Source organism: Actinoallomurus oryzae, assembly GCF_039541955.1.
Classification (GTDB): domain Bacteria; phylum Actinomycetota; class Actinomycetes; order Streptosporangiales; family Streptosporangiaceae; genus Actinoallomurus; species Actinoallomurus oryzae.
Genome location: NZ_BAABHF010000041.1, coordinates 65,003 through 88,403, shown reverse-complemented (window position 1 = coordinate 88,403; position 23,401 = coordinate 65,003). Strand labels below are relative to the sequence as shown.

Here is a 23,401-nt window from a genome sequence, read left to right as displayed (position 1 = left end):
TCGGGGATGTCACGCGAGCGTCCCCCGACAAAGACTCCACCGCCGATTCCCATAAATTTCCACGCCCCGGCCCGATCTGGGGACTGCGCGCGCCCGCGCCATGGCCGGGCAACAGAACCGCCATGTCTACCCAGGATGAGGATGCGACCGGCCCCACGATGGGCGAGCGTCGAGATGTAGGCCTATCGACACAGGACCTCGGAATCTGAGCCGGTCAGGCTCCCTCCGAAGTCGAGGCTCCGTCGGACCGGCCGGGAGGATGGCATGGCTAAGGCAGTCGGAATAGATCTCGGCACCACGAACTCCGTCATCGCCACGACGGAGGACGGCCACCCCACCGTGATCCCGAACAGCGAGGGGTCGCGTACGACGCCGTCTGTGGTGGCCTTCACCGAACAGGGCGAGCGCCTGGTGGGGCAGCTCGCGCGCCGGCAGGCGATCCTCAACCCCAAAGGCACCATCTACTCGGCCAAGCGGTTCATCGGCCGCCGGTACGACGAGGTGGCCAGCGAGATCAACGCCGTCTCGTTCGACGTGGTGGCCGGCCCGGACGGGGCCGTCCGTTTCGATGTGCGGGGCAAGCTGTACGCACCTGAGGAGATCTCCGCGCTGGTGCTGCGCAAGCTCGCCGACGACGCCGGCAAGTTCCTCGGCGAGAGGGTGACCGAGGCGGTCATCACGGTCCCCGCCTACTTCAACGATGCGCAGCGCCAGGCCACCAGGGACGCCGGGAAGATCGCCGGCCTCGAGGTGCTTCGGATCATCAATGAGCCGACCGCGGCGGCGCTGGCCTACGGGCTGGACAAGGGCGCGAATGAGACGGTCCTCATCTTCGATCTCGGCGGCGGCACGTTCGACGTGAGCCTGCTCAGCATCGGCGAGGGGGTCGTGGAGGTCCTCGCGACGGCTGGTGACGGGCACCTCGGCGGCGACGATTTCGACCGCCGGATCGTCGACCACATCGCCGACGAGTTCCAGCGGGACAACGGCATCGACCTGCGCAATGATCCGCAGGCGCTGCAGCGCCTGTTCGAGGCGGCGGAGAAGGCCAAGGTCGAGCTGTCCTCGGTGACCCAGACGACGGTCAACCTGCCTTTCGTCACCGCGGACGCGACCGGCCCCAAGCACCTGAACACCACTTTGATGCGTTCGACGTTCGAACAGATCACGGGTGACCTGATCGAGCGCTGCGTCGGTCCGGTAGAGACGGTCATGGCCGATGCCAAGGTCACCGCGAACGACATCGACGAGGTGATCCTCGTCGGTGGGTCCACGCGCATCCCGGCTGTGCATGCTCTCGTGCGGCGCCTGACCGGCGGCAAGGACCCGAACATGACGGTCAACCCGGACGAGGTCGTCGCGCTGGGCGCCGCGGCGCAGGCAGGCGTCATCAAGGGCGAGGTGGAGGACGTCGTCCTACTCGACGTCACCCCGCTGTCGCTGGGCCTGGAGACGCTCGGCGGCGTCATGACCAAGATCATCGAGCGGAACACCACGATCCCCGCCCGGCGCACGGAGATCTTCAGCACCGCGGAAGACAACCAGACCGCTGTCGACGTGGTGGTCCTACAGGGCGAGCGCGAGCGGGCCGCCGACAACCGGGTCCTGGCACGGTTCCGGCTGGAGAACATCCGTCCGGCCCCGCGCGGCGTACCGCAGATCGAGGTCACCTTCGACATCGACGCCAATGGCATCCTCAACGTCTCCGCCCGCGACAAGGACACCGGCGCCGAGCAGAAGGTCACGATCAGCGAAACCACGAACCTCGACCAGTCCGAGATCGACCGGATGATCAAGGACGCCGAGCAGCACCGCTCCGAGGACGAGCGGCTGCGCGAGATGATCGACGCCCGCAACCAGCTCGACTCGATCGCGTACCAGGTCGAGAAGCGGCTGCAAGAGCTCGGCGAGGGCGTCCCCACGCACGAGAAGGCGCGCGCGGAGATGCTCGTCGGCGACGCCCGTCAGGCGATCAAGGAGGAGGCGCCGGTCGAGCGGCTCCGGAACCTGGCCGCCGAGCTGCAGCAGGTCTTCTACGGCCTCACCAGTGCCGCTGCCGGGGCGGGCCCGTCTGGGCCCGGCGGACCGGGTGGGCCGGGCGCGCCAGGCGGACCGGGCGCCGGTGGGGGCCCCGAAAGCGGTCCCGGTGCCGGGGGCGGCGAGGACGTGATCGATGCGGAGTTCACGACCGATGAGTGAGATGCGGCCGGAAGAAGAGGGCACGGGCTCGGCGATGAAGATCGCCGAACTGGAGGACCGCTGGAAGCGTGCCCTCGCCGATCTCGACAACCACCGCAAGCGGGCCGCCCGCGACACCGAGCGGCAGCGCTTCGCCGAACGGGCCCGTACCGTCGCGGAGTGGCTGCCCGTCGTGGACAATCTCGAACGGGCGATCGAGCACGGCGGCGCCGACTGCGAGGTCCTCCTCGAGGGAGTGCGGGCCGTACGCGACCAGGCGCTCGAGCTGCTCACCCGGCTCGGCTTCCCGCGGCAGGACGATGTGGGGCGGACGTTCGACCCGACCCGGCACCAGGCGGTGGCCACCGCTCCCGATGCGGACGTGCCGGAGGGGACGGTCGTCGAGGTTACCCGCCCCGGGTACGGCTCGGGGGACGCCCAGTTGCGCCCGGCGCAGGTCGTGGTGTCGAAGGGACCACAGGCCGATGGCACCGGCTCGTGACTTCTACGAGGTCCTCGGGGTGCCGAGGGCGGCGAGCCAGGATGAGATCCAGCGGGCGTACCGCAAACTGGCCCGTAAGTACCACCCCGACGTCAACAAGGCCCCGGAGGCGGAGGACCGCTTCAAGGCGGTGTCCGAGGCGTACGCCGTTCTGTCCGACCCGGAGCAGCGCAAGCGCTACGACGCGTTCGGCGAGGACTTTCGCCGGGTGCCGCCGGACGTCGACCCGGAGACCTGGGCCCGGGCCCGCGCCGGCGCCGGCGCCGGCGGGCGGGCGGGTGCCGGCGCCGGAGGGTTCGGCGGTTTCGGAGGCGGCTTCGGCGCCCGCGGGGCCGAGGATGTGGACCTGGAGGACCTGCTCGGCGGCATCTTCGGCGGGCGCGCGGGGGCGAGGCGTCGCCAAGGCGGCTTCGGATGGGGTCCGATCCAGGGGGCCGACCAGGAGGCCGAGCTGGAGCTGACCGTGGAGGAGGCGTACCACGGCGGGCACCGCAGGATCACGCTCACCGGGCCCGGCGGCCCGCACACCGTCGACGTGGACATTCCTCCCGGCGTCACCGACGGCCAGCGCATCCGGCTCACCGGGCAGGGCGGTCACGGCTCGGACGGCGGGCAGCGGGGTGACCTCTACCTCGTCGTCCGGATCATGCCGCATCCGCGGTACCGCGTCGACGGCCGCGACATCACCGTACGGCTGCCGCTCACTCCCTGGGAGGCCGCGCTCGGCACCACCGCTCCCCTCGACACGCCGGGTGGCGAGGCGAAGGTCAAGGTGCCGGGCGGCACGTCGTGCGGTCGGCGGTTGCGGCTGCGCGGACGCGGGCTGCCCAATCCGCGCGGCCGGCCGGGCGACCTGTTCGCCGAGGTGCAGATCATGGTGCCGGACCGGCTGAGCCCCGAGGAGAGACGGCTGTTCCAGGAGCTCGCCGCCACATCCTCCTTCGATCCGAGGAGGCGTTGATGAGATACGCGCTGGTGCGGTCGGCCCGTCCCGTGCGGCTCGACCTCGAGACGTTCGCCCGCGACGCGTGCGTCCATCCCGAGCTGGTCCGCCGCCTGGTCACCCTGGGCATTCTCGACGCCGACCGGGACGCCTCCGGCACGCTGTGGTTCACCCGCGACCAGCTCGCGACCCTCGCGCGCGTCCAGCGGCTCCACGCCGGCTTCTCGCTTAACTACGCCGCGCTCGGCCTCGTATGCGACCTTCTCGACCGCATCGCCGCTCTCGAGGCGGCGCAGAGACGGCGCGCCCACATACGCTCCGGAGGTCGACCATGGACCTGAACCGACTGACCGAGAAATCCCAGGAAGCCCTGCATGACGCGCAGACCAAGGCCCTGCGCTTCGGGCACACCGAGGTGGACGCCGAGCACCTCCTGCTGGCCCTGCTCGACCAGCCGGAGGGCCTTGCCCCCCGGCTGCTCGCGGGGGCCGGCGTGGACACCGACCTGCTGCAGAAGGAGGTCGAATCGCAGCTCGGCAGACGTCCTCGGGTCAGCGGCCCGGGCGCCGCGCCCGGCCAGGTCTACGTCACGCAGCGGCTCTCCCGCCTGTTCGACACGGCCGAGCGCGAAGCGAAGCGGCTCAAGGACGAGTACGTCTCGGTCGAGCACCTCGTCCTGGCCCTCATCGAGGACGGACTGATCAAGGGGGTCACCCGTGACCGGTTCCTTGAGGAGCTGACCAAGGTCCGCGGCAACCAGCGGGTGACCTCGGCCATGCCGGAGGCCGCCTACGAGGCCTTGGAGAAGTACGGCCGCGACCTGGTCGCCGAGGCCCGTACCGGAAAGCTCGACCCGGTCATCGGCCGGGACACCGAGATTCGCCGCGTTATCCAGATCCTGTCCCGCAAGACGAAGAACAACCCGGTGCTCGTCGGCGACCCGGGCGTCGGCAAGACCGCGATCGTCGAAGGCCTCGCCCAGCGCATCGACCAGGGCGACGTGCCGGAAGGGCTGCGGGACAAGACCGTCTGGGCTCTCGACATGGGCTCGCTCGTCGCGGGCGCGAAGTACCGCGGCGAATTCGAGGAACGCCTCAAGGCAGTGCTCAACGAGGTCAAGGCGGCCGAGGGCCGCATCCTGCTGTTCGTCGACGAGCTGCACAACGTCGTCGGCGCCGGCGCGGCCGAGGGAGCGATGGACGCCGGCAACATGCTCAAGCCCATGCTCGCCCGCGGCGAGCTGCATATGATCGGCGCCACCACGCTGCAGGAATACCGCAAGCACATTGAGAAGGACGCCGCCCTCGAACGTCGCTTCCAGCCGGTGATGGTCGACGAGCCGTCGATCGAGGACGCCATCTCCATCCTCCGTGGCCTGCGCGAACGCCTGGAGGTCTTCCACGGCGTGAAGATCCAGGACTCCGCGATCGTCGCCGCGGTGACGCTCAGCCACCGCTACATCTCCGACCGGTTCCTGCCGGACAAGGCCATCGACCTGGTCGACGAGGCGTGCGCCAAGCTCCGTACCGAGATCGACTCCATGCCCGCCGAGCTCGACGAGCTCACCCGGCGGGTGATGCGCCTGGAGATCGAGGAGGCGGCGCTGTCCAAGGAGGAGGACCCGGCCAGCAGGACGCGCCTGGATGACCTGCGCAAGGAGCTGGCCGACCTGCGGGCCGAGGCCGACGCCATGCGGACCCAGTGGGAGGCCGAACGGCAGGCGCTCCGCAAGGTGCAGGACCTGCGCCAGGAGATCGAACGCGTCCGCCGGGAGGCCGACAAGGCCGAACGGAACTACGACCTGAACCGTGCCGCCGAGCTGCGCCACGGCCTGCTGCCGGAGCTGCAGCGCAAGCTGGAGGCCGAGGAACGGCGGCTGTCCGACAAGCAGGGCGGCCGGCGCCTGCTGCGCGAGGTCGTGACCGAAGACGAGATCGCCGAGATCGTATCTCGCTGGACCGGCATCCCGGTGAGCCGCCTCAAAGAGGGCGAGCGCGAGAAGCTGCTCCGGCTCGATGAGGTGCTGCACCAGCGCATCGTCGGCCAGGACGAGGCCGTGCGGCTGGTCACCGACGCCATCATCCGGGCCCGGGCCGGGATCAAGGATCCACGCCGCCCGATCGGCTCGTTCATCTTCCTCGGCCCGACCGGCGTCGGCAAGACGGAGCTGGCCAAGGCACTGGCGGCGGCGCTGTTCGACACCGAGGAGAACATGATCCGGCTGGACATGAGCGAATATCAGGAGCGGCACACCGTCAGCCGCTTGGTCGGCGCCCCGCCCGGCTACGTCGGCTACGAGGAGGGCGGCCAGCTCACCGAGGCCGTGCGGCGCAAGCCGTACTCCGTCGTGCTGCTCGATGAGATCGAGAAGGCCCACGCCGACGTGTTCAACACGCTGCTGCAGGTGCTCGACGACGGCCGGCTCACCGACGCCCAGGGCCGCACCGTGGACTTCCGCAACACCGTGTTGATCATGACGTCCAACATCGGCTCGGACTACCTGCTGGTCGGCGTCACCTCCGACGGCGAGCTCAAGCCCGACGCGCGCGAGGCCGTCATGGACGCGCTGCGCGCGCACTTCCGGCCCGAGTTCCTCAACCGGGTCGACGACACCGTGCTGTTCAAACCGCTGACGCAGCGTGAGATCGAACAGATCGTCGATCTGATGTTCAACGACCTGCGGGCCCGTCTCGTCGACCGCCGGATGACGCTGGACGTCACGCCCGAGGCGTGCGCCTTCATCGCCCGGCAGGGCTTCGACCCGGTGTACGGTGCCCGGCCGCTGCGCCGGTTCATCGCCCATGAGGTCGAGACCCGGATCGGCCGTGAGCTGCTGTCCGGGGAAATCCTCGACGGTGCGGTCATCCACGTGGACATGGAGGACGGTGAGCTCAAGGTCTCCTACGAGAACCCGTGAGGGGGCATCGATGATCGTCCAATGTCCGCACTGCGGCAAGCGCAACCGCGTGCCGGCGGTGGCCGACGGTACGCCGCGGTGCGGAAACTGCCACCAGCCGCTTCCGTGGGTCGCCGACGCCGGCGACGACGACTTCGCCGACATCGCCGAGCGCGCCTCCGTGCCGGTAGTGGTCGACCTGTGGGCGACCTGGTGCGGCCCGTGCCGCATGGTCAGCCCGGCGCTCGAACAGCTCGCCCGCGAGATGGCCGGCCTGATCAAGCTCGTGAAGGTCGACGTCGACCGGGCACCGAAGATCCAGGAGCGGTTCGCCGTCCAGGCCGTGCCAACCCTGCTCCTCATGCGGGACGGCAAGGTAATCGATCGGCAGGCCGGCGCCGCGCCCGCTCCGGCCCTGCGCGCATGGGTGGAGAAGAACATTGCAAGAGACACCTGACGTGCACGGCGCGTGGCCGCGGCTGGACCCTGAGCAGATACAGCGCCTGTCCGCGCATGGCGAGCGGATCCCGACCCGGCAGGGCGACGTTCTGTTCCGACAGGGCGAGCCGGACTACGACTTCTTCGTGGTTCTGGAGGGCTCGGTCGCGATGGTCGACGCCGACGAAGTCATCCGTGTGCACGGCCCGGGCCGGTTCCTCGGCGAGCTCGGCCTGCTCACCGGGCAGGCGGCGCTCGCCGGCGCCGTGGTCGACGAGCCGGGCGCGGTCCTGCGGATCCCGGTGGATCGCCTGCGCCTGCTGATCGCCCGGGACCCCGCGCTCGGGGACCTCCTCCTGCGTGCCTACTTCATCCGGCGTTCGCTGCTGATCGAGCTCGGCGCCGGGCTGCGGATCATCGGCTCCCGGTTCTCACCCGACACCCGGCGGCTGCGGGACTTCGCGGCGCGCAACCGGCTCCCGCATCGGTGGATCGACCTGGAACAGGACACACAGGCCGAGCAGGCGCTGAGGCGGCTGCACGTCCGGCCCGAAGACACCCCGCTGGTGATCCTCAACGGCGACCGGATCCTGCGCAACCCGAGCAACGCCGAGCTGGCCCGCGCGATCGGCCTACCGACAGCGGCGGCCCACGGCGACGTCGCCGACCTCGTGATCGTCGGTGCCGGGCCGGCCGGGCTGGCCGCGGCCGTCTACGGCGCGTCCGAGGGCCTGAGCACGGTCGTCGTCGACGCGGTCGCCACCGGCGGCCAGGCCGGCACGTCCTCCTGCATCGAGAACTACCTGGGGTTTCCCTCTGGAATCTCCGGCGCCGAGCTCGCCGAGCGCGCGGTCATCCAGGCCGAGAAGTTTGGCGCGCGGCTCGGCGTCCCGGCGGAGGCCACCGCGCTGGAGGTCGAGAACGCCGGCTACGGCATCGCCCTTGGCGACAGCGGCCGGATCAGCGCCCGCACGGTGGTGCTCGCCACCGGTGCCCGCTACCGGCGGCTCGACGTCCCTGGCCTCGAACGGTTCGAGGGCTGCGGCGTCTACTACGCCGCCACCGAGGTCGAGGCGCTGCAGTGTGTCCATGTGCCCGTCGCGGTCGTCGGCGGCGGCAACTCGGCCGGCCAGGCCGCCCTTTATCTCGCCAAGCGCGCGGAGCGGGTCAGGCTGTTCGTCCGGGGCGGTGACCTGGGCAAGAACATGTCCCGCTACTTGATCGATCAGATCGAGCGCTCCCCGGGCATCGAGATCCACCTGCGCACCGAGGTACGCGAACTGGTCGGCGACGAGACGCTGGAGGCGGTCGTCGTCGAGGACGGCCGCACCGGAGAACGGTGCGTCCACGAGGCCCGGAACCTGTTCATCTTCATCGGCGCCGACCCCTGTGTCGGCTGGTTGGCCGGCCAGGTAGAGCTGGACGGGAAAGGCTTCATCCGCACCGGCGACGACGCGCTGCCCCTGGAGACCAGCCTGCCGGGCGTGTTCGCGGTCGGTGACGTCAGGAGCGGGTCCGTCAAGCGGGTCGCGTCGGCCGTGGGCGAAGGCGCGATGGCCGTCCGGCTGGTCCACGAGCGTCTCAGCGGATGATTCGGACGGTGCAACGGAGGGTGAGTGACGTCCGGACCGCGGACCCCTCTGTGAACCCGGCGCGGGCGGGGCAACCCTGCCGCCACCGCCGCCTGGAGCGTGAGTGAGGTCTCCACGGCCCGCCGGGCCTGCGGCACCACACGGCACGGCGCCCACCAGCGTGCTCAGGGAGGCAGGGCGGGTTCCGGACGCAGGCGCAGCAGGGTCGCGGTCCCGTCCCCGCCGACGATCCGGACGTCGGTCTCGGCCGGTTCGGGGACCGTGAAGTCGATCTCCGTGGGATGGTCGATCATGTGGCGGAGAAGAACCGGGAATCGTGCCGAGTTTCCCCCGACTCCGATGACGATCACATCGTCGCGGGAATCGTAGGAGGCGTACGCGAACGGCAGCCGCTCGGTCTCGAACTGGTCGCCGAAGTCGGCGCCGAGCAGTTCGATGGCGGCGCTGTGACCGGCGTGATCCGCGCTCAGCGTGTCGAAGAACTCCGCCCACTTGCCGCGGTCGACCGTCGTCGCCTGGCTCATCTCGATCTCCTCCCCAAGGGTCACAGCGGCCGGCTCGCGCTGTCGGCCGGGGCCACCCGGGCCGCGGCCAGCACGCGTCGCGCCTCCTCGGCGAACGGTGCGTCGACCAGCACCTGGTAACGGTCGGCGACGACCGCGGGCACCGCGACGAACGACCGCCGCCGCCACGTGTGTGCAACCACCGCCCAGATGAGGCCGAATACGATGCCGAGCACGACGGCGGAGATCACCGATGCCGCCGCCCACGGACTGACGATCAAGAACACGACCCCGACCATAAGCCCGATCCAGCCGCCGGTGACCGCTCCGGAGGCCAAAGTCCGCCCCAGGGTGAGGCGGCCGAGTACGGCCTCCTGCAGCCTGAGGCCCGTGCCCACGATTTCCACGTGTTCCACTGGGAACTTTTGCTCGGCCAGAACGTCCACGATGTGCTGGGCCGCCTCGTGGCTACCGTACGTAACCAGCACTACCTTGTGCGGGCCTTCCTCGGCCCTGCCGGTTGACATGTGCCGTCGACTTCCTCTCGGATGATGCCTTGATGTCTGGTCGAATACGGCACCGCTCGTTGGCGGGACGGCTCCCACCGGCCCCGCGTCTACGCCGTCACGCCTCCCTGCCGTCCCGGACCGCCGTTGCCACGCCGTCCAGCGCCGACGCGATCGCGAGTGCGGCCTCGGCCTGAGCGGCCATGAGCTTCTCGTGACTCATCCTGGGATCCATGGTGAGCGCCTCCGTGATGAAGAGACGGGCGGCGCTGGTGTGGTCCTCAACGGTTTCCATGCTCTGGACGCTATGTACTGCGGCCTCGGGCGACATCCCCTATTCGGCCAGACCGTCGCAGATGGGTCCTGGATCACCGGCCGAATCGGCGGTCTCGTCCTTGATCACTTGCCCGCCCTCATAACGAGCGGTATCAGCTCCACCTGCGAGGTCACCTCGAGTTCGCGGAAGGCGTGCCGCAGGTGGAAGGCGACCGTGTGCACGCTCATGAAGAGCCGGTCGGCCAGTTGGCGGTTGGTGAGCGCTCAGATTCCGAGGTCCTGTGTCGATAGGCCTACATCTCGACGCTCGCCCATCGTGGGGCCGGTCGCATCCTCATCCTGGGTAGACATGGCGGTTCTGTTGCCCGGCAATGGCGCGGGCGCGCGCAGTCCCCAGATCGGGCCGGGGCGTGGAAATTTATGGGAATCGGCGGTGGAGTCTTTGTCGGGGGACGCTCGCGTGACATCCCCGATCGTGTAGTGCAGCCGCCGTCGGGTGGTCTCGTGCCGGCCTACAGCAAGAGGTCGAACACGCGGGCGACGCGTTCCCAGTGCTCGGTGTGCGGGTTCTTCAGCTTCGGATCGATCAGTTTGAACGCGCGGGCGAGCGCGACGGTCAGCCCTCCGGCGATCTGTGGCAGGCCGGCCTCGGTCTCGTCCGCGACCGTCAGCTCGAACGGCGGGTGCTTGGCGAGCCGGGGCCGGGGGACGACCGCTCGGCCCCGGCTAGATTGGAAACGACAAGCCAGGACATCGGACTGTTCTCGGGCCGTGACCGGAAAGGAGCAGCGGCAAGATGGGAACCGTCCGGTGTCACGGCGCGAGTGCGGCCGTACGGAACCGCCGATCTGTTTGTCTTCCCCGCGGGGCGGGATCCTGCGGCCGCGAGTCCCCACGCGGGGGTGGAAAATGATCATCGATCTGGTGGACACGACGACCCACAGCATCGAGGACGCGCTGACCGCGGCGCGTCACCGGATGGGCGGTCCAGCCGTCGGCAAGGTGCTCACCCTGGTGATCGTCACTACCGAGGCCGACCAGTACGACGCGCTGCGGGCATCGGCCGAGGCGTCGAGGGAGCATCCCAGCCGGATCATCGCGGTCATCCCGCGCGGCAGCGACGAGGCGACCCGGATGGACGCGGAGATCCACGTGGCCGAGGCCGGGCCGGGCGAGATCGTGCTGTTGCGGTTGTACGGCCTGCTGGTGCGGCACGCCGAATCGGTGGTGCTGCCCCTGCTGGTGCCCGACGCTCCGGCCGTCACCTGGTGGCCCAGGTTCGCTCCAGAGCGGCCCGGTGACGAGCCCCTGGGCCGCCTGGCCCAACGGCGCGTCACCGACGCTGCCGGCAACGCCGACCCTCTCGGCGCCCTCGATCGACTGGGAAAGGCGTACCTGCCCGGGGACACTGATCTGTCCTGGACACGCCTGACCCAGTGGCGTTCGCTGCTGGCCGTCGAGCTCGACCGGCCCCACGGCGAGGTAACCGGCGCGGCGATCGCGGCGGAGCCGCGCAACCCCAGCGCCGTGTTGCTGGGCGCATGGCTGGCCAGCCGGCTCGGCGTGTCGTGCGAGCTGTCGTTCTCGCGCGGGCCCGGGATCACCATCGTCCGGCTGCCCACGGCGTTCGGTCCGATCGTGGTGACACGTCCGGACGGGAGGGTGGCGACACTGTCGCGGCCCGGCGAGCCCGACCGGCAGGTGGCACTGTACCGGCGCCGCGAGGCCGAACTGATCGCCGAGGAACTGCGGCGCCTCGAACCGGATGACGTCTACCGAGAGGCCCTCCAGGGGTGGCCGCAGAATGTCGTCGTCCGCGGCCCCCTGAGCATGATCTGAGATGAACTCGGAGGTGCGATGACCATGCTGGTCGACGTCGCGGTCGAGCGCTACAGGTTCGTATGCGGGCGCTGCGGCCGTACCTGGACCGCCGACTACGACGTGCAGTACGTGAGCGATGACGTCGGTGCGATATTCGCGTTCTACCGGCTGGACGGCGTGCCGGTGCCACCGCCCACCGGGGGCGAGGTCACCTGCCCGAACTGTGGCGCCATGGGGGTCGCCGTGATCCCCGAGGGACGTCGCGACAGCTCGCCCGCGCGGCTGGACAGCGACGAGCCCCGCCTCCGCGTCACCACCACCGACGAACAGCGCCGCGCGGCCGCTCCCCACCTGTCGGCCGTGGTGAGCCGGACATAGGGGATCTGGTCCGGTGCCGGGGACGGCCTGGTCGCGGCGGGGTGGTCGCGGTCGGCGGGCCGGGCGCGCTCCACGGGTCATTCGACGTCGCGGACGTCGGGATCGTCGAGGTCGAGCCAGCGGTCCACGGCCCGCATGACCTCCGCGCTGATCCTGCCCTTGTGGTACAGCCGCCGGAGTCTCTCGCGTTGAGTCCGCACCAGCTCGCGGCGCAGGCCGACGGCATCGGTGACCTCCTCCACCTCCTCGTCGAGTTCGGCCCGGATCCGGTCGATCCGGTCCTCATAGATCTGGCGGTAGGCCCGGGCGGTGCGCTCGTCCACCACACCGCCTTCGACGAGCTCGTCGAGTCGAGCCAGCGCGGTCTCCAGCATCTCCCGGCGGGCATCGAGCGTCTGGATCCGGACGCGATCCGACTCGGCGAGGCCGAGCCGGCGCAGCAGAGCAGGCAACGTCATGGACTGCCCGATCAGGGTGATGAACACGATCGCGGCAGCCACGGAGATCTGCTCGCTACGGATCTCCGGCGGTAGATCGCGCACGGTTGTCGGCAGGGACAGCACGATCGCCAGAGTGGTGGCGCCGCGCATGCCGCTCCACCCGATGACGAGCCGGTCGCGCCACGGCAGGTGGTCGAAGGTGAAGTGCCGCCCCGGCAGGTACCGCGAGAGCGGGAACACGAGCAGCGTCCACGCCAGCCGCAGGACCACGACGACGGCCGCGACCACCATCGTGCCGATGACCGTCCGTGACCAGGGCAGGCCGGCCCGCTCACGGAACAGCGCACGGGTCTGCAGACCCAGCAGTACGAACAGGGCCGACTCCAGCATGAACACCAGCACTCGCCAGAACACCTGTCCGGGCAGCCGGGACGCCGGCTGCAGCATGCCCTCGCCGCGGGTGCCGAGATAGAACCCCGCGGTAACGGTGGCGAGGACCCCGGACAGGCCGAGTCGATCGGCCGGGACGAACGCGAGGTATGGCGTCAGTAATGACACGATGATCTGGCTGCCGGCGTCGCGGATCCGGCGGCGGATACGGGCGCTGACGAGGCCCACGACGAGGCCGTACGCGATGCCGCCGACGACCACCTCGGCCAGTCTGGTGGCGCCGTGGCCGAAGGAGAACGGCCCCCGTAGCGCTTCGACGGCGAGCCCGAACGCGGTCAGCGCGACGCCGTCGTTGATGAGGCTCTCGCCCTCGACGATGGTCACGATCCGGATCGGCGTGGCCAGCCGTTTCATGATCGAGGTCGCCGCGACCGGGTCGGTCGGAGCGATGGCGGCGCCGAGGGCGATGGCCGCCGCCCAGCCCATCGCGGGCATGGTCCACCACGCCGCGGACCCGGCGGCGACGGTGGTCACCAGCGTCAGCCCGACGGCGAGCGTGATGATCGGTACCGCGTCCGCCTTCGCCTCCCTCGGCGCGGTGAAGAACGCCGCGTGGTAGACGAGCGGTGGCAGGAAACCGAGCAGCACGAGCTGCGCCGGGAGCCGGGTCTCGGGCATGCCGGGCAGGAAGCCGGCCGCAGCGCCGAGGAGCACCAGCAGGATGGCCTCGGGGATCCCCGCTCGGGCGGACAGCGCGCGCGAGAGCAGCACCACCACCGCGATGGCAAGACCGACGACGAACAGGGACACGGGGCTCATGGTCGCGGTCCTTCCCCGGAGAGGGGGCGCTCGAGCCTCGGCGACGCGCGGTCCGGGTATGGCGCCGTGACCGCGGAAAAGGCAGTTCGCGCGGCGGCCGCGTCCCCAGCGGGCGTCCCGGCATCGTTCGGCGTCGGCGGCCCTTGCATTGCAACGGGCACCGGGCAGAGTGAGGGAGATCGCGGACAGCCCGGCCGTCCGGTTCACCCACCCCGTGAAGTCGATAAGGAGCAGGCCGCGGGGGTCGCTCGCGGCGGTGCGTCGACTAGGACGACCGGGTCGAACAGTTCCTGGCGCTCGTCACTCCGGTGAGGATCGCCGGTCGCGCGAACGCTCCGGTGGCCGGCGTCGGCTCGCCGACCTTGGACAGCCGGGCGCCATGCTGGAGCGCCTCGGCCACCAGGCCCGCATAGCGTCCGGGCCGGTCCTGGAGGCCAGCGGCGGCAGGGCGGTGCGTGCGTCCATCGGTCCCCCGGCCAGCCCGCCAAGAGCGGCCGCGAACTCCTCGATGAACTTATCGGCGATCCGTGGCCAGCGTCGATGTGTAGCGGGATCGGTCTCGATGCGGTGGCTGATGTGGACCGGCGCGCCCTCCGGATCAGTGGCCGGCGAGCAGATCGGTCTCCGCGGCGTCGAGCAGCCGCTGAAGGTGGAGGCCGTGTCGCACGTCCAATGGGTGCGGCCTGCGGTGCTCGACCGCATCCGCGAACTCCTCGACCATCGTCCCGACAGCCTCGCGCTCAGTCACGTCGCTGCAGTCGATCATGGCGGAGCCGCCCCGCCCGAAGATCTCGATCTCCGCGCGGGCGGGTTGGTCGGCCGGCGCGGTGGCCAGCAGTGAGGCCTCGCTGTACCGGCCGCCCTCGTGTTCCAGCAGCAGGCCCACCCAGCCGTGCGGATCGCCGTGCGCGCGGATGAGCGCCGTGTGGCCGAGGGCGGCGTCGAGAAGGTCTACCACGTCCGCCCCCACGTCCATGAGCACGCCCCGCTCGGCCCGCCACGCCGGCGCGTCCGAGGCCAGCGCCGCGGAGATCAGGCGGGCGGTGCCGCCGATGGGCCGCGCCCGCCTGACCTGGGTGTCAAGGTAGCTTCGAACGGCGGGTGCGTAGCGCCACGTCAACGCCACCTGGCAGACCACGTCGTCGGCGACGGCCTCGGCCAACTCCTCCGCCCCGGCCAGGTCGTTGGCGATCGGCCTGCTCAGCAGGAGGGCCACATGCCGTCCCGCCGCCGCGGCGGCGAGGAACGGCTGCGCGGCAGGCGGCACGGCGAACGCGACTGCGTCGCAATGGTCGAGCATTTCGGCGAAGTTGCCGAAGGAGGGAACCGAACATCGCGCGGCGAGGCCCCGTGCGGCTTCCGGCGACCTCGACCAGATGCCCGCGAACCGGATCGCGGGGGCGGATGCCAGCGAGGGCGCGTACAACTCGGCCGCCGAGCGGCCCGCGCCGACCAGTCCCACCGATACCCTCATACACCCACCGTAATCACCCGCCACGTCGTGTAGGAAGCGGGAGGGGCTGTGCCCCTCGCCCAGGCGGTAACTCGAGCCTTCAGGGCTTGCGGCCGACCGTGCCGTACTGGGGACGTGAGGTGCCGGTCCGTCGATATCGGCGAACTCCGGCCGCCAGTGCGAACAGGAGACCAGGCCTGGTCGAGCAGCTCCAGGCCGCCGAAGAAGCTCATGGTCTCCGCGCCGGTGTGGGTCGTGGTCGGCGGCGTGGCGCGCTGGCCTAATGGCCGCTACATCGCCCGGCCCCGCCCGCGGCCACGCGGACCAAGCACCTCAGCCGACCGCAGCGCCGGGCATCGTGGTGGGTAGGCGTGAACAAGGTGGGGTAAGGGGCGGAGACCGCCGCCACGTTGCCAGGGAGCAGGCCGTGTCATCGCTGTTGTGGCTGCGCCGGGCGTTCGCCACGTTCGAGGGCTGCGCGGCGCCGGTCTACGGGCTGGCGACCGCGGCCGGTGTGTGTGTCCCGCTGGTGGTGGGCCTGATCACCGGGCGTGTCGTCGAGAGCCAGCTCGTCGCTCTGGGGGCCTTTTACGTCGGGGTCATCGGCCCGCAGGGGCGCCAGGGCGCCCGTGCCCGCTCGATGATCATCAGGGTGGCCGTCGTGACACTCTTCTCCTGGCTCGGGGGCCTGGTCAGCAGCCATGACTGGCTGATGGTTGTGGTCACATCCGCGGTCGCAGCGCTAGGCGCGGCCATTCCCGAGCTGGGACCGATGGCGGCGCTGTGCACGCTGGTGGCGGCGCTGCGACCGACGACCAGCCCAGCGCTGTACAACGGATTGCTGGAGACGCTGGGCGGTGTGTGGATCTGTGTGCTGCTGCTGGCGCCGTGGGTCGCACAGAGGCTTCGGCCGCTGCGCGCTGGTATCGCCGCCGCCGCATGTTCGGTCGCCGACACACTCGACGATCTGGCGGGCCCTGACCTGGACCCGGGCGAATGGCCTCGTCGGCGCGCAACGGCGTATTCGGACCTTCACTCCGCTCGGGTCGCCTACGGCCTTTACCGCTCGGGCGGCTTCGAGGAACAGCGCCGACCGGCTCGGATTATTGCGGCGATCCACCAGGTGATGGACGAGGCAGCCGTCTTGGGTGCGCTGCGCCTGGAAAGTCGGCCGTATCCAACGGAGTGGCAGGCCGAATTCGGGGCGGCCCTCACCACCGTCGCCGTCCGGCTGCGCACGCTCGGCATGGCGATCGAGACGGATACGGACGACGTGCCGCCCGACACTGTGGCGGCGGGCTCGGTTCCGATGGGCCGGTCGGGCGAACACGACAGCCGGGGTGTCACCGGGAGGGCCGGCCTGCCCACCATCGCGCTGCGCCTTCACGCTGACCGGATCATCGGCCGGATGAATGCGTCGGCCGACACGGTGTGCCGGGTCCTAGCGCAAGAGCGGCGCATCGCCGGGCGACGACTGCCCGGGATCCGGGCCTGGTGGGGCCGGTGCGTCGAAGCGGTCAGGACCCGGTCGCCCCGGTTCCGGCACGCCGCACGCCTGGGTACGGCGCTGGCACTGACCATGATCCTGGCTATCGGACTGCACCTGTCTCACCCGCACTGGCTGATCCTCACCGTACTGTTCAGCCTGCGCGACTCGTACACCGGCACGGTACGGATGGTCCTGCAGCAGGCCGTCGGCACCACAGTCGGCGCCACAGCCGCCGCCGTTGCCCTGGCACTCATGCCTGGGCGGATCACCCTCCTCGCCTTGATCTTCATCAGCGGCGCGCTCGGGTTCACGCTCAAACCGGTGAACACGGGCTATTGGATCATGTTCGGCACGCCGATGACCATGCTCCTCATCGACTTCACCGCGCCGCTGAACTGGCGGGCCGGGATCCTGCGCATCGTACTCAGTCTCGCGGGCGCCCTGCTCGCGCTGCTCTTCGCGCAGATGTTGTTTCCGGCCGGGATCCAGCGCCGGATAGCCGAGCGGCTGGCTCGGCTGCTACATACCCATGCCGCGCTCGCGCGTGCGGTCGCCGAACCGTCCAGGAGCCGCGAAGCCCGGATCCGCGGCGCGGACCGGAAGGCGGCGTCGGCCGCCGCCACGCTCGAAGCGGCCGGCACCAGGCTCAGACGGAAGGCTGGGTCACCCGACGAACAGATCTCGCGCATCGGTGAGACGGGTAGAGCCGCGCGGCGGCTACGAGATCGCCTGACGTCGCCGGCGTCCTTCGCCGCCGTCCCGGTCGGTCCCATCGCTACGGCCGCGCGTAAAGTCGCCGACCATCTTGACCAGGGCGCCGACGAGGTCCTCGCCTTTCCCGATCCGGGTTTGGCAACGCCGCAGGCCGAAGTCGGCATCCGCGATCAACGCCCACCGGAGCCACCCGGCCGTAGCCGGGCCGGCGTCCTCGGCCACATCGTCCCCGGTGCAACTTTCGTGGAGCCTGCGGGTATTGCAGGCATTCGCGACATGGTGTACTGGCTGATCGCTGACGCCGAGCGACTCAGGGAACTCAGCCGCGCGACGGTGGCCTGCCGGCCCGGCGGACGTTGACCGCGCGACGCGTGGGTGGCTGCGGTCGAGTCGACGGCAGCTCGCGAGGAATAAGAAGGCGGAGAACCGGGGGACTGGGCACCGCTCGGCGGATCTCACCCTTGCGGGGAAGGTTGTTCAAGGGCAAAGGCCCGGCACGGCAGTCGCGGGCCGCATCACGGCCGGGATCGAGCCGGTCGGATTGGCGCTCGTAAGAGCAAAAAGGCTGGTACCTGATCGGCGGCATCCCGCCACCCCCACGAAACCACTGCGGGCCCAGCGGCATCGACATGCCGCACGCGAGGCGGCATCCTCGCTCGACAGTCCCTCGGCGATCAGCCTCCAAAAACGCTGCAGCTCCTCACACCGACTGACCGGTGACGTCAGCCGGCAACGGTCGCCACGGCTGTCAGAATCGCCCGTGGGTTGGCCGGCACGGACATCCCGTCGACAGTGACCGTGGGTGTCGCGCCGACCCCGCGTCGGCCGGCCATGAAGGTCACGTAAGCGGACCAGGCCAGGTACGCCCGGCCGAGCACGCATCGCGCGAACGAGGGTTCGCCCAGCCCGACTGAGCGGCCGATCTCGACCAGCGTCTCGTCAGTGAGGCCCGGTCCGCCCTCCGGCGGTTGACCGGCGAACAGCGCGCGGCTGTACTCCCTGAACCGGCCGCCGTCTGCCGCGCAGCCTGAGGAGGACGACGCACGGGACGAGTAGTGGCCGGTCGACAGGCGATCCAGAAACGTCATCGGGTGGAAGACGATGGTGGTCAACCCCTCGGCAACCAGGCGGTCGAGCGTCGGTCCGGCCGTCTCTTCGAACTGCTTGCAGAACGGGCACAGGAAGTCGATGTAGGTGTCGATGGTGACCGGGCCGGCGCCGATGACGATGCCGTCTCCCTCCGCCGACGCCCCGGCCGGAACGCGTTCCGGCGCTGGCGCTTGTGGCATCCATGTGGTCATGCAATCCTCCCTATCGCGGCAGGAGATGTGGCTTGACCTTGCAGGTCCTTCCATGCTATTTGGCCGGGCCCGGGTGATTCTCCGGTCCCGCGTTCACCCACGCCAAAGAGATGAGAGAGCCTGAACCTAAGGAGTCGCCGGGTGCCCGGCAGGCGCGAAGGCCGGTATGGACCTCGTGCTGGTGCGTGCTCAGGACGTCAGCCAGAGGCAGAGCGTGGTCGCGCGTGCCGCGCCGGACGTCTGAGATCAGGTCGGAGATACCTCGGCGCTCGCGAGCAACGCACGTTGCCGGCGCCAGGCCGCGACCGCGGTGGCGTGGTCGGGCTGATCGGCGCGGAACGTGATGCCGGTGGTAACGGGCATTCCTGCGTGGACGTCCGCCTCGACGCTCTTCACGGTCAGTTCGAAGCACTCCAGGTTCGCCGTCTCCGGGGCCGCCAGCGGCGCGGGTTCTGCCCGGACGTAGATTACGGGCCCGGGGGGAGATGGCGGCCAGGAGTGCGGTACCGCTGCGGCCGAGGTTGTGCGCGGTGCGCGTGCCGTGCCACAACGCGACCCGCAGGGTCCGCTCGTCGCATAGGAGCAACTCGCCGGCACTGACAATGCAGATCCGCGGCGCTCCGTTCTCGTCGGTGGTGACCAGCAGGAAGCCGGTCTGGTCCTCGTCGGTGAGCGCTTCGTCGTCCAGGGCGTGGACGAGTTCGTCCGGGAGCCGGTCGCCGAGCGTGTCAGCCATGCTGATCGGCCTTTCGTGTAGGGGACGCGCGTGCTTATGAGGGGTCCCCTCACCGGGGTGGGCGCGGTCAGCGGCGTCGCGGGGGCACGGCCGGGATCGCGGGGATGGACGGGATGTCCACGGGGTCGATCTTGAACTCCGCGGGGTAGGCCAGCGGGTCCGTGGCGGAGCGGGGCTCGGTCGAGCGCCAGCTGTAGATGCAGGTGTTGCAGACGTACATGGTCCACCGGCAGCATGCTCGATGAGCTGGTGTGACCGGATCGGCCATCAGGCGTCGCTGGACTGCGAAGACGCGACCGCGTTTCGGCACGGGCCCGCGGAGCGAGCGTGGCTGCGAACACGCCAGGTCGAATCGACCGGGGCCCGGGGACGAGACGACACCGGGCAACACGTAGGCTGAAAAAACAGCAGGTCGCGGGTCCACTGGCGACGTGGCTGCCGGCGGTGTTCCCGGATCTTGGGAGTTGTCGAGCCGAGTCGGCGGTGACTGCGATGCCCGAACGTATCTTCCGCGATCGCCGGGATGCGGGCCGTGCGTTGGCCGGCCTGCTGGAGGATTACCGCGGCCGCGACGACGTCGTTGTACTTGGCCTGCCACGCGGCGGAGTCCCGGTGGCCTATGAGGTGGCGACCTGCCTGGACGCCCCGCTGGATGTCTTCCTGGTACGCAAGCTCGGTGTCCCTGGGCACGAGGAGCTCGCCATGGGCGCGATCGCCAGTGGTGGGGTGATCGTTCTCAATGAAGATGTCGTCATCGGCTTCGGGATCGCCCCCGATGTCATCCGGGAGGTGGCCGAGCGAGAGAGCCGCGAGCTGATGCGCCGGGAACAGGGGTACCGGCAAGGTCGGCCGATGCCCGAGCTGTCCGGCCGGATCGTCATCTTGGTCGATGACGGTCTTGCGACCGGGTCGAGCATGCGCGCCGCCATTGTGGCGCTGCGGCGGCTGGAGCCGGCCCGGATCGTGGTGGCGGTGCCGGCCGCGCCCAGCTCCACATGTGAGGAGCTCAGGCTCGAGGTGGACGAGGTGGTCTGTGCCACGACACCATCGCCGTTCTTCGCCGTCGGCCGGTCGTACTGGGATTTCACCCAGACCACGGACGAAGAGGTGCGTGATCTACTGCGCGCGGCGGCGAGAGCGAGCGCAGGCGCGGCCAAGGCCGGTCCGCCGTCGGACCTAGCGGTCATAGGGATGTCGGCCGCGCGTGTCGAGGACGGCGTTCCGCCGGAGCAGACCCTGTTCGGGCTGGTCGGAGACGCGCGCCTGGTGCTGATCGGTGAGGCCTCGCACGGTACTCACGACTTCTACGCAGCACGTGCGGAGATGACTCGCCGTCTCATCGAGGAGAGGGGTTTTTGCGGTGTCGCGGTGGAGGCGGATTGGCCGGACGCCTACCGGGTGAACCGCTTCGTACGCCATCGGAGCGAGGACGTGACCGCCGAGGAGGCGCTGAGCGGCTTTGAGCGCTTCCCGACCTGGATGTGGCGGAACACGGCCGTGCTGGATTTCGTCGGCTGGTTGCGCGAACACAACGACCGCGTCGGCGACGAGAAGCGCAAGGCGGGCTTCTACGGGCTGGACCTGTACAGCCTGCGCCGGTCCATGCACGAGGTGATCGCCTTTCTCGAGCGCGTGGACCCCGATGCCGCGCAACGCGCCAGGGACCGTTACGCCTGTTTCGACCACGCCAGCGGCGATGATGGCCAGTCGTATGGATTCGCGGCCGCCTTCGGCGCCGGGGAGACGTGCGAACACGAGGTGGTCGCTCAACTGGTCGAGATGCAACGGCGCGCGCCGGAGTATGCGAAACGGGATGGGCTGCTCGCCGAGGATGAGGCCTTCTACGCGGAGCGCAACGCGGTCACTGTACAGGCCGCCGAGAAGTACTACCGGGAGATGTTCCGCGGGCGGGTCTCCACCTGGAACCTGCGAGACCGGCACATGGTGGAGACGCTCGAAGCTCTGCTCGGCCATCTGGGACGGGTGCGGGGCGAACCGGCGAAGATTGTGGTGTGGGCGCACAATTCCCATCTCGGCGACGCGCGCGCCACCGAGACGGGTTCCCGCGGGGAGCTGAACGTCGGGCAGCTGGTGCGTGAACAACATCCCGGCCAGTGCCGCCTGATCGGCTTCACCACCTACTCCGGCACGGTCACCGCCGCCGACGATTGGGATGCTCCTGCCGATCGCAAGGTCGTACGTCCGGCCCTGCCGAACAGCGTTGAAGAGATGTTCCACCAGATGGGCGTCACGGAGTTCCTCATTTGGTTCGACCTGGCACCGCCGGCGGGTGAGGTGCTGCGTACCGCCAGGCTGGAGCGGGCCATCGGAGTGATCTATCGGCCGCAGAGCGAACGAGAGAGTCACTACTTCCGGGCACGCGTGGCCGACCAGTTCGACGCCGTGATCCACATCGACGAGACGCGAGCGGTCGAACCCCTCGAGCGGACCACCCGATGGGAGCGCGGTGAGGCACCGGAGACCTATCCCTTCACCGTGTAGGAGGGCCCATGAACGCACTGAAGGGGCGATGACCGTGTCGGCGCGCCGTGGCCACGAACGTGTCGTGATCGTCGGCGCTGGCTTCGCCGGCTATCACGCCGCGCGGACGCTGGCTCGCCTGGCCGGGCATGCGGTCGAGGTGATTCTGATCAACCCCACCGACCATTTCCTGTACCTTCCGCTGCTCCCCGAGGTCACGGCAGGGATCCTGGAGCCCCGTCGGGTCGCAGTCCCGCTGGTCGGAACATGCCCGAGCGTCCGGCCCCTGCTGGGCACGGTGGAGGCCGTCGACATCGCGGCTCACCAGCTGACCTACCTGGCCCCCAACGGTGCGTACCAATCGCTCGGCTACGACCGCTTGGTCCTTGCCGTGGGCAGCGTCAACAAGCTGCTCCCCATCCCCGGAATCGCCGAGTACGCCTACGGATTCAGGAGCATGGCAGAGGCGGTCTACCTGCGCGACGCGCTCCTGCGCGACATCGAACTCGCCGAGGCGACCGATGACCCCGCCGAACGTACGGCCCGCTGCACCTTCGTGGTGGTGGGCGCCGGCTACACCGGGACGGAGGTCGCCGCGAACGGCCAGCTGCTCACAAATGAGGCCGCGAGGCGCTGCCCGGGCCTGGCGGGCCAGCCGATCCGGTGGCTATTGGTCGACATCGCCGCCCGTCCACTGCCGGAGCTCGACCAACGGCTGTCGAAGACGGCACACAAGGTCTTGAGTCGCCGGGGGATGGAGATCCGCCCCCACACGACCGTGGTCGAAGCGTCACACGAAGGAGTGCGGCTGTCGGGCGGGGAATTCGTGCCCACGCGTACGCTGATCTGGTGCGTGGGCGTCCGTCCCGATCCGCTGATTGAGGCATTGGGCCTGCCGACGATCAAGGGCCGGCTGGTGGTCGACGCCTATCTCAATGTGCCGGGCCATCCGGAGATCTGGGCCTGCGGCGACGCAGCGGCCGTGCCCGACCTGACCCGCCCTGGCCAGATCACCGCGATGACCGCCCAGCATGCTCAGCGCCAAGGCATCACTGCCGCTCACAACATCGCCGCCACGTACGGCCACGGCCGGCGTCGGTCCTATGAGCACCAGGATCTGGGCTTCGTCGTGGATCTGGGCGGGGTCCAAGCCGCCGCCCAAGTACTGGGACTGCCACTGTCCGGAATACCGGCGAAGGTCGTCACCCGTGGCTATCATCTGGCGGCCGTCCCGAGTAACCGGCTGCGGATATGCAGTGACTGGACGCTGGATGCGCTGCTGTCCCGTCAGCTGGTCCAGCTGGGCATGGTGCCCGCCTCCGCGGTCCGGCTCGCCGCCACGGCGGAGGTGCGTGCACCTCCGCCACAGGCGCCGCACACGGCATGAGCGCAGGAACGTGGGATCTTCCCCCGGATGGGCGGTGTTTGCGGTGACTCCCGCGGCGATCCTGCGCTGGCACCGCCGCCGGGTCGCCCGCAAATGGATGTACACCGACCGGCGCCGATCGGGACGGCCGCCGACGGCTACCGCGGTCAAGAAAGGAT

20 protein-coding genes and 1 pseudogene are annotated in these 23,401 nt (G+C 69.9%); 12 read left to right on the top strand and 9 right to left on the bottom strand.

All coding sequences use genetic code 11. The features are described 5' to 3' along the window. Window positions 1–264 precede the first annotated feature (264 nt). From dnaK to ABEA10_RS32875, 7 genes are read left to right on the top strand one after another with little or no spacing between them, the layout of a single operon-like run. Window positions 265–2,199, top strand: coding sequence for a molecular chaperone DnaK (dnaK, locus tag ABEA10_RS32905; protein ID WP_329260664.1), 1,935 nt, complete (start codon window positions 265–267; stop codon window positions 2,197–2,199). Beyond that, a complete protein-coding gene (locus ABEA10_RS32900; protein WP_345470598.1) occupies window positions 2,192–2,680 on the top strand; it encodes a nucleotide exchange factor GrpE in 489 nt (162 codons plus the stop codon). The genes dnaK and ABEA10_RS32900 overlap by 8 nt, the downstream gene beginning before the upstream one ends. Continuing rightward, the gene (locus ABEA10_RS32895; RefSeq protein ID WP_345470596.1) at window positions 2,664–3,641 is read left to right on the top strand and encodes a DnaJ C-terminal domain-containing protein; all 978 of its coding nucleotides are present in this window, start codon (window positions 2,664–2,666) and stop codon (window positions 3,639–3,641) included. Before ABEA10_RS32900 ends, ABEA10_RS32895 begins: the two co-directional genes overlap by 17 nt. Then, entirely contained in the window at window positions 3,641–3,964 is a 324-nt protein-coding gene (locus ABEA10_RS32890; protein ID WP_345470594.1) for a chaperone modulator CbpM, read from the top strand. The genes ABEA10_RS32895 and ABEA10_RS32890 overlap by 1 nt, the downstream gene beginning before the upstream one ends. Then, window positions 3,955–6,540: an ATP-dependent chaperone ClpB gene (clpB, locus tag ABEA10_RS32885; RefSeq protein ID WP_345470592.1), complete on the top strand. Its 2,586-nt coding sequence runs from the start codon at window positions 3,955–3,957 to the stop codon at window positions 6,538–6,540. Before ABEA10_RS32890 ends, clpB begins: the two co-directional genes overlap by 10 nt. A gap of 10 nt (window positions 6,541–6,550) precedes the next feature. Continuing rightward, window positions 6,551–6,976, top strand: a complete 426-nt coding sequence (gene trxA, locus ABEA10_RS32880; RefSeq protein ID WP_345470590.1) for a thioredoxin — start codon at window positions 6,551–6,553, stop codon at window positions 6,974–6,976. Then, on the top strand, window positions 6,960–8,549 hold the full coding sequence (locus ABEA10_RS32875; protein WP_345470588.1) for an FAD-dependent oxidoreductase: 1,590 nt from the start codon (window positions 6,960–6,962) through the stop codon (window positions 8,547–8,549). The genes trxA and ABEA10_RS32875 overlap by 17 nt, the downstream gene beginning before the upstream one ends. Before the next feature lie 164 nt (window positions 8,550–8,713). Here ABEA10_RS32875 and ABEA10_RS32870 read toward each other — a convergent pair whose 3' ends face one another. From ABEA10_RS32870 to ABEA10_RS32850, 5 genes and pseudogenes are all read right to left on the bottom strand, one after another. After that, the gene (locus ABEA10_RS32870; protein WP_329260688.1) at window positions 8,714–9,073 is read right to left on the bottom strand and encodes a DUF5335 family protein; all 360 of its coding nucleotides are present in this window, start codon (window positions 9,071–9,073) and stop codon (window positions 8,714–8,716) included. A 20-nt stretch (window positions 9,074–9,093) separates the two neighbouring features. Beyond that, window positions 9,094–9,579 (bottom strand): general stress protein, encoded by a 486-nt coding sequence (locus ABEA10_RS32865; RefSeq protein ID WP_345470586.1) that lies wholly within the window; start codon window positions 9,577–9,579, stop codon window positions 9,094–9,096. Between the two features lie 97 nt (window positions 9,580–9,676). Then, a complete protein-coding gene (locus ABEA10_RS32860; RefSeq protein WP_345470584.1) occupies window positions 9,677–9,853 on the bottom strand; it encodes a hypothetical protein in 177 nt (58 codons plus the stop codon). Between the two features lie 104 nt (window positions 9,854–9,957). After that, a pseudogene (locus ABEA10_RS32855) lies at window positions 9,958–10,083 on the bottom strand (LuxR C-terminal-related transcriptional regulator); the annotation flags it as partial. A gap of 263 nt (window positions 10,084–10,346) precedes the next feature. Further along, on the bottom strand, window positions 10,347–10,730 hold the full coding sequence (locus ABEA10_RS32850) for a DUF1931 family protein (RefSeq protein ID WP_345470582.1): 384 nt from the start codon (window positions 10,728–10,730) through the stop codon (window positions 10,347–10,349). A gap of 13 nt (window positions 10,731–10,743) precedes the next feature. On the opposite strand from ABEA10_RS32850, the gene ABEA10_RS32845 reads away from it, so the two are divergent. Further along, window positions 10,744–11,673 carry a glucose-6-phosphate dehydrogenase assembly protein OpcA gene (locus tag ABEA10_RS32845; protein ID WP_345470581.1) on the top strand — a complete coding sequence of 310 codons (930 nt, stop codon included), beginning with the start codon at window positions 10,744–10,746 and terminating at the stop codon, window positions 11,671–11,673. Window positions 11,674–11,691: 18 nt separating this feature from the next. Next, window positions 11,692–12,033 (top strand): hypothetical protein, encoded by a 342-nt coding sequence (locus tag ABEA10_RS32840; protein ID WP_329260698.1) that lies wholly within the window; start codon window positions 11,692–11,694, stop codon window positions 12,031–12,033. Window positions 12,034–12,110: 77 nt separating this feature from the next. Here ABEA10_RS32840 and ABEA10_RS32835 read toward each other — a convergent pair whose 3' ends face one another. Together ABEA10_RS32835 and ABEA10_RS32830 are read right to left on the bottom strand one after the other, a co-directional pair. Next, window positions 12,111–13,682: a Na+/H+ antiporter gene (locus ABEA10_RS32835; protein WP_345470577.1), complete on the bottom strand. Its 1,572-nt coding sequence runs from the start codon at window positions 13,680–13,682 to the stop codon at window positions 12,111–12,113. Between the two features lie 598 nt (window positions 13,683–14,280). Continuing rightward, window positions 14,281–15,156 (bottom strand): Gfo/Idh/MocA family protein, encoded by an 876-nt coding sequence (locus ABEA10_RS32830; RefSeq protein WP_345470575.1) that lies wholly within the window; start codon window positions 15,154–15,156, stop codon window positions 14,281–14,283. A gap of 406 nt (window positions 15,157–15,562) precedes the next feature. Here ABEA10_RS32830 and ABEA10_RS32825 point away from each other — a divergent pair, with 406 nt between their 5' ends. Then, window positions 15,563–17,698, top strand: a complete 2,136-nt coding sequence (locus ABEA10_RS32825) for an FUSC family protein (RefSeq protein WP_345470573.1) — start codon at window positions 15,563–15,565, stop codon at window positions 17,696–17,698. Between the two features lie 362 nt (window positions 17,699–18,060). Here the strand turns inward: ABEA10_RS32825 and ABEA10_RS32820 are convergent, their stop codons facing one another. Beyond that, a complete protein-coding gene (locus ABEA10_RS32820) occupies window positions 18,061–18,639 on the bottom strand; it encodes a DsbA family protein (RefSeq protein WP_345470571.1) in 579 nt (192 codons plus the stop codon). An 803-nt stretch (window positions 18,640–19,442) separates the two neighbouring features. Beyond that, on the bottom strand, window positions 19,443–19,595 hold the full coding sequence (locus ABEA10_RS32815) for a non-oxidative hydroxyarylic acid decarboxylases subunit D (protein ID WP_345470569.1): 153 nt from the start codon (window positions 19,593–19,595) through the stop codon (window positions 19,443–19,445). Window positions 19,596–19,867: 272 nt separating this feature from the next. Here ABEA10_RS32815 and ABEA10_RS32810 point away from each other — a divergent pair, with 272 nt between their 5' ends. Together ABEA10_RS32810 and ABEA10_RS32805 are read left to right on the top strand one after the other, a co-directional pair. Then, a complete protein-coding gene (locus ABEA10_RS32810) occupies window positions 19,868–21,877 on the top strand; it encodes an erythromycin esterase family protein (protein WP_345470567.1) in 2,010 nt (669 codons plus the stop codon). A 28-nt stretch (window positions 21,878–21,905) separates the two neighbouring features. Beyond that, a complete protein-coding gene (locus ABEA10_RS32805) occupies window positions 21,906–23,243 on the top strand; it encodes an NAD(P)/FAD-dependent oxidoreductase (RefSeq protein WP_345470565.1) in 1,338 nt (445 codons plus the stop codon). Window positions 23,244–23,401: the final 158 nt, after the last annotated feature.

Excerpts from the sequence above, each read along its gene's own strand:
- ABEA10_RS32895 (WP_345470596.1), top strand. The coding sequence starts at position 2,664 with ATGGCACCGGCTCGTGACTTCTACGAGGTCCTCGGGGTGCCGAGGGCG.
- ABEA10_RS32860 (WP_345470584.1), bottom strand. The coding sequence starts at position 9,853 with ATGGAAACCGTTGAGGACCACACCAGCGCCGCCCGTCTCTTCATCACG.
- ABEA10_RS32835 (WP_345470577.1), bottom strand. The coding sequence starts at position 13,682 with ATGAGCCCCGTGTCCCTGTTCGTCGTCGGTCTTGCCATCGCGGTGGTG.
- ABEA10_RS32840 (WP_329260698.1), top strand. The coding sequence starts at position 11,692 with ATGACCATGCTGGTCGACGTCGCGGTCGAGCGCTACAGGTTCGTATGC.
- clpB (WP_345470592.1), top strand. The coding sequence starts at position 3,955 with ATGGACCTGAACCGACTGACCGAGAAATCCCAGGAAGCCCTGCATGAC.
- ABEA10_RS32900 (WP_345470598.1), top strand. The coding sequence starts at position 2,192 with ATGAGTGAGATGCGGCCGGAAGAAGAGGGCACGGGCTCGGCGATGAAG.
- ABEA10_RS32870 (WP_329260688.1), bottom strand. The coding sequence starts at position 9,073 with ATGAGCCAGGCGACGACGGTCGACCGCGGCAAGTGGGCGGAGTTCTTC.
- ABEA10_RS32805 (WP_345470565.1), top strand. The coding sequence starts at position 21,906 with ATGACCGTGTCGGCGCGCCGTGGCCACGAACGTGTCGTGATCGTCGGC.
- ABEA10_RS32830 (WP_345470575.1), bottom strand. The coding sequence starts at position 15,156 with ATGAGGGTATCGGTGGGACTGGTCGGCGCGGGCCGCTCGGCGGCCGAG.
- trxA (WP_345470590.1), top strand. The coding sequence starts at position 6,551 with ATGATCGTCCAATGTCCGCACTGCGGCAAGCGCAACCGCGTGCCGGCG.
- ABEA10_RS32820 (WP_345470571.1), bottom strand. The coding sequence starts at position 18,639 with ATGACCACATGGATGCCACAAGCGCCAGCGCCGGAACGCGTTCCGGCC.
- dnaK (WP_329260664.1), top strand. The coding sequence starts at position 265 with ATGGCTAAGGCAGTCGGAATAGATCTCGGCACCACGAACTCCGTCATC.
- ABEA10_RS32865 (WP_345470586.1), bottom strand. The coding sequence starts at position 9,579 with ATGTCAACCGGCAGGGCCGAGGAAGGCCCGCACAAGGTAGTGCTGGTT.
- ABEA10_RS32815 (WP_345470569.1), bottom strand. The coding sequence starts at position 19,595 with ATGTACGTCTGCAACACCTGCATCTACAGCTGGCGCTCGACCGAGCCC.
- ABEA10_RS32810 (WP_345470567.1), top strand. The coding sequence starts at position 19,868 with ATGCCCGAACGTATCTTCCGCGATCGCCGGGATGCGGGCCGTGCGTTG.
- ABEA10_RS32890 (WP_345470594.1), top strand. The coding sequence starts at position 3,641 with ATGAGATACGCGCTGGTGCGGTCGGCCCGTCCCGTGCGGCTCGACCTC.
- ABEA10_RS32845 (WP_345470581.1), top strand. The coding sequence starts at position 10,744 with ATGATCATCGATCTGGTGGACACGACGACCCACAGCATCGAGGACGCG.